This window comes from Pelagicoccus mobilis (assembly GCF_016595505.1).
In the GTDB taxonomy this organism is placed as follows: Bacteria; Verrucomicrobiota; Verrucomicrobiia; order Opitutales; family Opitutaceae; genus Pelagicoccus; species Pelagicoccus mobilis.
In genome coordinates this window covers 1-6,309 of sequence record NZ_JAENIL010000109.1, presented here as the reverse complement: position 1 = coordinate 6,309, position 6,309 = coordinate 1, and the positions used below count along the sequence as shown (strand labels likewise).

Below are 6,309 nucleotides of genomic sequence, written 5' to 3'. Positions count from 1 at the left end.
TTCGAGTCAGAGCCTTACGCTAAAGACTCCGCCCGTCTCGAAAAGATCGATACAAGCGTCGCTTGCATCCCCTCAAGCTGCTGCTAGCGCTCCCAGCGTATCCAGAAAACACCGCGGATACGCTTAATCAACAAGAGGCCCAAAACGAAAAAAGACAGGCAAGGAAAACTCCCCCGGCAGCTCCAGCCCGTGTTGAACTTCGCTCAAACGACCAGCCTCAAGCTCGTGCCATTCTTTGAGATCAAACGAGTACTCTATCGATAGTGCCCAAGTTTTTATAGCCCCTCGGATAAAAAGAAGAGGCTCACGATCCTTATTCGAAACCGTGAGCTTTGCACGGGAATCATAGTCATTCGGATTTGTTCCGAGCCGAAGCTCGTCTTGGTTTGAAAAGCTGTCACCATCGTAATCCAAGTTTTCGGGATCCTCCATCGCATCGATTTCGGCTTTTGAAAAATACCTTTGTAGCGAGGTTTGGATCTCCGAACCACTGACGACATTCAGGTTCATCGTATCAGTGGAAACATTACCGTTTTCATCTTCTACCGTTAGTTCTGCGACATAGCTGCCAGCACTAAGCCAAGGCCCAGCAAATTTACTGTTGTAGACCAGATCTCCGACTTTCCAACTCCATTTCGAAATCGCCCAATCATCCGTCGAGAGCGAACCATCCAGGATCACTCTGGCGCTTTCCCTACTAATATAGATTTCAACATCGTCACCTGCATTCGCAACGGGCGGAAGCGGCCCCTTCTGTTCCGATTTATTGTTTAATGGCTTCCAGTAAGGTCCAACCCGCTCTTCGCGAGGGAGCAATTGGTCGTAGTCGCCATTCTCTGCAACGTACAACTTGCCGTCGTTTCGCAAAGCAATGACTTGTGAGCCTGCAAAGGTGAAATCTTGAACATCACCAAACAAAAGAGGACTGGCTTGAATTGGACGGGAACGCAACTGGTGGATTCCATCGTACTGCTCAAACCATGCTCCCATTCCCCAAAGGGAACCATCCTCCAACAACCATACAACCAGTTTGTTGCGGCTTGCGGCCTTACGCACAGGTCCCGCCGAGATAGGTACAAACCGATCTACATAATCTTCCTTGCCCCCCAGCGCATCCCCCCAACCGCTCCCCATTCCCCATAAACTGCCGTCTTTCTTAACCAGCAGGATCCTGCCATGGCTCGCATAAACCTGCTCGACTCCACCAGATATCAGCTGATACGGCTCCTCCGGAGAAATAAATTCGAAATGGCGATAAGGACCTAACGCCCCCAAACTATTGTATCCATAAGCCCACACCGATCCGTCCTCCTCAAGATAGATCACCAGATTTCCGTAAGTTGCCACCTGCACCACGCCGGAAGCTCGGTTACGTGACCACGCTTTCAGGCTGGAACCCCCATTACTAGATTGCGCATCTTCAGCACGATATTCAGTCGACCACAACGACCCGTCTTCAAAAACCAGATACAGGCTTTCTCTCCCTATCGCTGAATCCACCACACCGCTTTGAAAAACCCTACGAGGAGAGGATACGCTATACTGCTTAAAACCAAGTCCAAGCTCCCCCCTGTCGTTTTTTCCAGCAACCCATGCTCCTCCCGCGTCATCGACGACTATGAAACGTTCAGCGCTCTCTTCGATTGAGACGAGCCCATCAACCGAAAGTCGAGCCACATGCGGGGAACTCCATAGATAGGTTTGTGGATAACCGTAGATCCCAGTTTCCTCTCGGCGCATCGAATACGCCTGACCATTTTCAAGGATCGCCACACCGCCTGAGAGAGCTGCGACCGCTTGATCATCCCTCACAGAGACGGTGAATACTTCGGTGTCGCTGGCTCCATCGTAATCTGTTACCCGCAAAACAACTTCGGTATCGCCAAGCGGAAATGTATTCACGGAAAGACGACCGTATGCAACATTGCCGTCCCAGCGCCACTCCCACTCTTTGATGGCCCTATCATCCCCGCTGAGAGAGCCATCGAGCAGAACTGCAACGCCGCCCTGCTTGAATACGTCATACACCGGTTCGCTATTCCTAACCTCCGCGACTGGCGGCTCATTGACTCGAAGAGAACTTCCCTCGACTAACTTGATTAAGGGAGCTGAATCTGAGAATTCGGAAAGATACCCTTCATATCTCCCAAGCCCAGTCTCCGCTGCCCAAACGGAGCCGTCTTCGAGCATGAAAACCCGATGCGTTGAGCTGCAGGAGACGGCTACCACTTGCCCGGAAAAATGCTCGTCGAACTCGTCTTCACGCAAAGCCAAGGCCCGGTTGTCGCTCCGTTTCATGTTCGTTCCAAAACTACGACCCTCTTCGTCGACCATCACGACATCAACCCCATTCGCCGAAACCTGCGCAAGCGACGTTCCGAAAATGTCGAGCGGACTACTTCTTTCGCCAAAATAATAATCGCCGACTTGAATCGTGCCCGAATCGTAAGAACGCACAGCGACCTCTCCCTCAGTTGTCCGATAGAACAACGCCTCCGACCCCATGCTTAACAAGCGGTCAACACCCGACGCGACCAGTTCGCGAAGCCCTCCGGCGGACCAACGATCCGTAATATAGACACTGCCATCCTCAAGAAAAACAGAGCTCGCTCTCTCCGAAGCAAGTCCTTGAACCACTCCCGACGGGTAGAGCACCCCGGGAGTACGGATCTGCCCCACACCGATAGCAAATCCCGTTTGCCCATCGTAATTACTCCCCATCGCCATCGCACGGCCGTCCCCGAGGACAAAAAGACTGTGGAAAGCCCCAGCCGCGATCCCCACAACGCCATTCGGCCAGATTTGCTGCAAAGGTTCCGGACCCCTGACATCTCCCAGCCCAAGCTGTCCTTCAGTATTCGAACCTCCTGCCCAAAGAGAACCGTCTTCGAGCAAAACCAACGTGTGATGCTCACCGCCCGCGACTTGAACCACTCCCTCTTCAAACAGAGGCTCGAAAGTCTCCAAGCGAGTCCGATCGGAATCGATTCCAAAAGCGTTGTATCCGTTGTAACCAACACCCCACAGTGAGCCATCCTCCTTAACGATGAGAATACGATTTTTTAGAGCGAGAACACTGGCCACCGGAGAGGCAGGCTTCACTTCGATTGTTAGATCCTGACTCGAGGAAACCCCGCTGTCGTCAGTCACAGTCAACGATATCGGGACCGACCCGACCGGCAGTAGCAGTTCGGGATTCGGCTCATCTGACGATCCATCCGGCCACGTCCATTGATAGGACTCGATTGCCCAATCGTCGAACGAATCCGAACTGTCGAACCGCACGCTGGCAAAGCCATCCCCATCAAAATCGATCGCAAAACCAGAAACTCGACCGACGGGAGTTGGAGCAAAATTTTCGAATAGAGGGTTCGTCGTTGGCGAAACCTTCGAAAAAGACAGTTTCGCATCCGCATCGGGGCCAAGACCGAACTGGCCAAATTGATTGTTACCCATTCCCCAAACAGAGCCGTCCTTCAGGAGCGCAGCTCCAAAGTCAGCTCCCGCACTGAGCTCAACGGCTCTCCTTTTAAACAGGGTCACGAAACCGTGTTGATCTTCAGTGAACGGCTCGAATTGAGTCGGCAAGAAGTCGCCAGCACCTACAAACGAACCATCCTGCAGACGAACGAAGGTCGAAAAAGGCCCGGCTTCGATCACTTCAGCGCCTGTATCCAAAACCTTGAAGAAACCATATTGCTCTCCTTCGCTCTCCCCAGTCGCTAGCTGCCCCGAACCAGCTGATCCCGTTGTCCAAACACTACCGTCCGCCCCTAAGGCAACGAGATGCCCCGCGCCCGCAGCGATGTCGACGAAACCGTCAGCCGCCAGCTGGTGAAATTTCGCAAACTCGTTGGATAGGAGTTCCGGCTTGGCATACCGAAGAATCTCACCTGCCAACCAGATGGAACCATCCTTCTTTAGAATTGCAGAAAAGTCGTTACCAGCAGCAGCCTTTACTGCACCTGAAGGATATATCTCGATTGGAGTGTAGTGAAAATCGCCCGACGGCATCCCAAATCTGCCCGCCCAAGCCGATCCACTTGCAAGAACCCTCCCATCTTCACTAACAAAAAGACTGTGAGCAAAGGCAGTCGCGATGGACACGATCCCCCCATCGAAGACCTTCTCCAAGACTCCAAAGGGAACATCAGGCCCTGCGCCAAAGGCTCCGTTGGGATTCGAACCGCTCGCGTAAACAGCTCCGCTCCCCAGAAGGAACAGGGTATGGTATTCACTCGTCACGATCTCAACAACATCATCGAGCGGAACACGCTGGAATTGGCTGAGCGAATAATCATCACTCTTGATTCCCAAAGCCCCATCACGGTTGTTTCCAGCAGCATAGAGCGACCCATTTTCCCGCAGAATGAACAAGCGGCCTTTCCTCGCGAATATCCGCGAAATCGCCGAAAAACGCTCTACCGTAATGGAGACAGCATCAATCGTACTTCGCCCAGATTGGTTGGTAACTGTGAGTAGCACCTCGTGATTCCCCACAGGTAACTCGACCAAAGCGTTTTCGCCAGCGGCCGAGCCGCCATCCCATGTCCATTCCCAAGAAACGATATCGTCGACAGAGTGGCTACGACTCCCGTCCAACAGCACCTGCGCCTCCCCATCATTGTCAAGATCATCCACTTGCTGGTCAGGACCTGCATGCGCCAGCGGCGTTAGCGGCAAACGTCCACGGTATCCCACGACAACAGCAGCGGATTGGCGCAACGTCCTAGCGTTGTCCGCCTCTTCTGTTCCAGTGGCGAAACTATCGAATGTAACATCGGGTCCCGAAAAATAGTTCACTTCAACGCCCGGCGAATAAGCCATGACGGATCGATAATACTCAGGCGAATCTGACGAACCAAAGCGATGTCCATACGAATAGGAGTAAAGCCCGGGACCATCAGTGTTGTCGGGGTCATGGGCCGCACCAAGATTGTGCCCAATCTCGTGCTGTAGGACCAGACCACTGAGCACATTCTGCCCGCTGACCACGCCAAAACCGAAGCTAGGGCTTCCGCTCGTCTCGCTGAGTTGGTATGCAATTCCTATGTGGTCGATACTGTAGGTGTCGCTGCGGAAAAGGTAGACCAAGTCTGCACCCGTGTCCTCCCGCCAATCGAGAACCTCGTCAATGACACCATCCCGTTTCCGGAGATGATCCAAATCGATCTCCATTTCCTCAGCAGCTTCGTTGTAGTCGACACGTTGCAACCCGACTAATCTTAGCTTGAGAGAGATCCCGCTGTTGCTGAAAGCCTCATTGCTACTAATCAACGAGCTCTGCACCAAAGCCTCGACCCCATCCTCTCCTCCGTAATAGGAAGCAAGAGCCGGTGTGTAAACAACGAGAATGTCTAGAGTCTGATCTTCCCCGCGGAGGTCGCTCGCAAGCAAGACCACCCAAGCAGACAGGAACAGACAGCGACCAACAGAGAGCAGACAAGTAAAGAAATCACTCATAACGACAAAGCTCACAGAATTTCATCTTGCTTAGGTCCACTTTCTCAAAGAGCTGAACTCCCGAGCCTTGGTTGCGGATTTCCCATGCCGTGTTTCTACTGGGCAAACGCATCGTCGCGACAACAGCATCGTTTACGTAGCTGAATATAGCTTGAGACGCAGGTTCACCAACGAGCGATCCTATGTACGTCCCCTTCTCGTTCGTAGTCCCCACAAAACGGTCAAACTCAAGCTGATGCTCCTCACCATCAGGGGTGCTGAGCTCCATGCGAAGCGGTTCTAGTTCGCTTACAGTCGGAGCATTCCATTTATTTGGGGCCGGCTCGATACTCCCCGACCAGAGCCCTAAAGAGTGCGAATGACCGGCTTCTTCGGAAAGCGATTCGACAGATCCTACTTCGATCCGCGAGAACGCGGAACGAACGTTCGGTTCTTCCAGTGTTGGAACGACGAGAGCAACAATTTCGCCGTTGGACTCCTTCCCTGGTTCCATCGCTTTTGTTGCTTCGTCATGCAGCTGAGAAGAGTCCGGCTTGTTACTTTTTGGCTTTAAAAAAAAGTAGGCAACGGATCCCACAACAACGAACAGAGATACGGTACAAAACACCGGAACTGGCTTTCTCATCTTCACTGTTTCGGGATAATCCCTTATAGCATTGCTGTTGCAAGCCCAAGTAGAATTACAGACCCCAAAGCCCAGTCGAAGTTCGCATCTGTGCAGTTCAATCAGCCCTCGCCGACGAAACTCGCTTACGCATCCTCAACCTGCTACGAGGCGGCCCCCTCTGCGTATGCCACGTACAGGAAGCGCTGCAACTTCCCCAGCCAAAAATCTCGAAACAGCTC

3 protein-coding genes are annotated in these 6,309 nt (G+C 52.7%); 1 reads left to right on the top strand and 2 read right to left on the bottom strand.

Features of this window, described 5'->3' with window-relative positions; all coding sequences use genetic code 11:
• Positions 1–123: 123 nt before the first annotated feature.
• Together JIN87_RS27390 and JIN87_RS27385 are read right to left on the bottom strand one after the other, a co-directional pair.
• Entirely contained in the window at positions 124–5,463 is a 5,340-nt protein-coding gene (locus tag JIN87_RS27390) for a M12 family metallo-peptidase (RefSeq protein ID WP_200359821.1), read from the bottom strand.
• A complete protein-coding gene (locus tag JIN87_RS27385; RefSeq protein WP_200359819.1) occupies positions 5,456–5,956 on the bottom strand; it encodes a hypothetical protein in 501 nt (166 codons plus the stop codon). The genes JIN87_RS27390 and JIN87_RS27385 overlap by 8 nt, the downstream gene beginning before the upstream one ends.
• 218 nt (positions 5,957–6,174) lie before the next feature.
• Here JIN87_RS27385 and JIN87_RS27380 point away from each other — a divergent pair.
• Positions 6,175–6,309, top strand: a 135-nt coding sequence (locus JIN87_RS27380) for an ArsR family transcriptional regulator (RefSeq protein WP_200359823.1), incomplete at its 3' end; no start/stop codon positions are given.

Excerpts from the sequence above, each read along its gene's own strand:
- JIN87_RS27390 (WP_200359821.1), bottom strand. The coding sequence starts at position 5,463 with ATGAGTGATTTCTTTACTTGTCTGCTCTCTGTTGGTCGCTGTCTGTTC.
- JIN87_RS27385 (WP_200359819.1), bottom strand. The coding sequence starts at position 5,956 with ATGGAACCAGGGAAGGAGTCCAACGGCGAAATTGTTGCTCTCGTCGTT.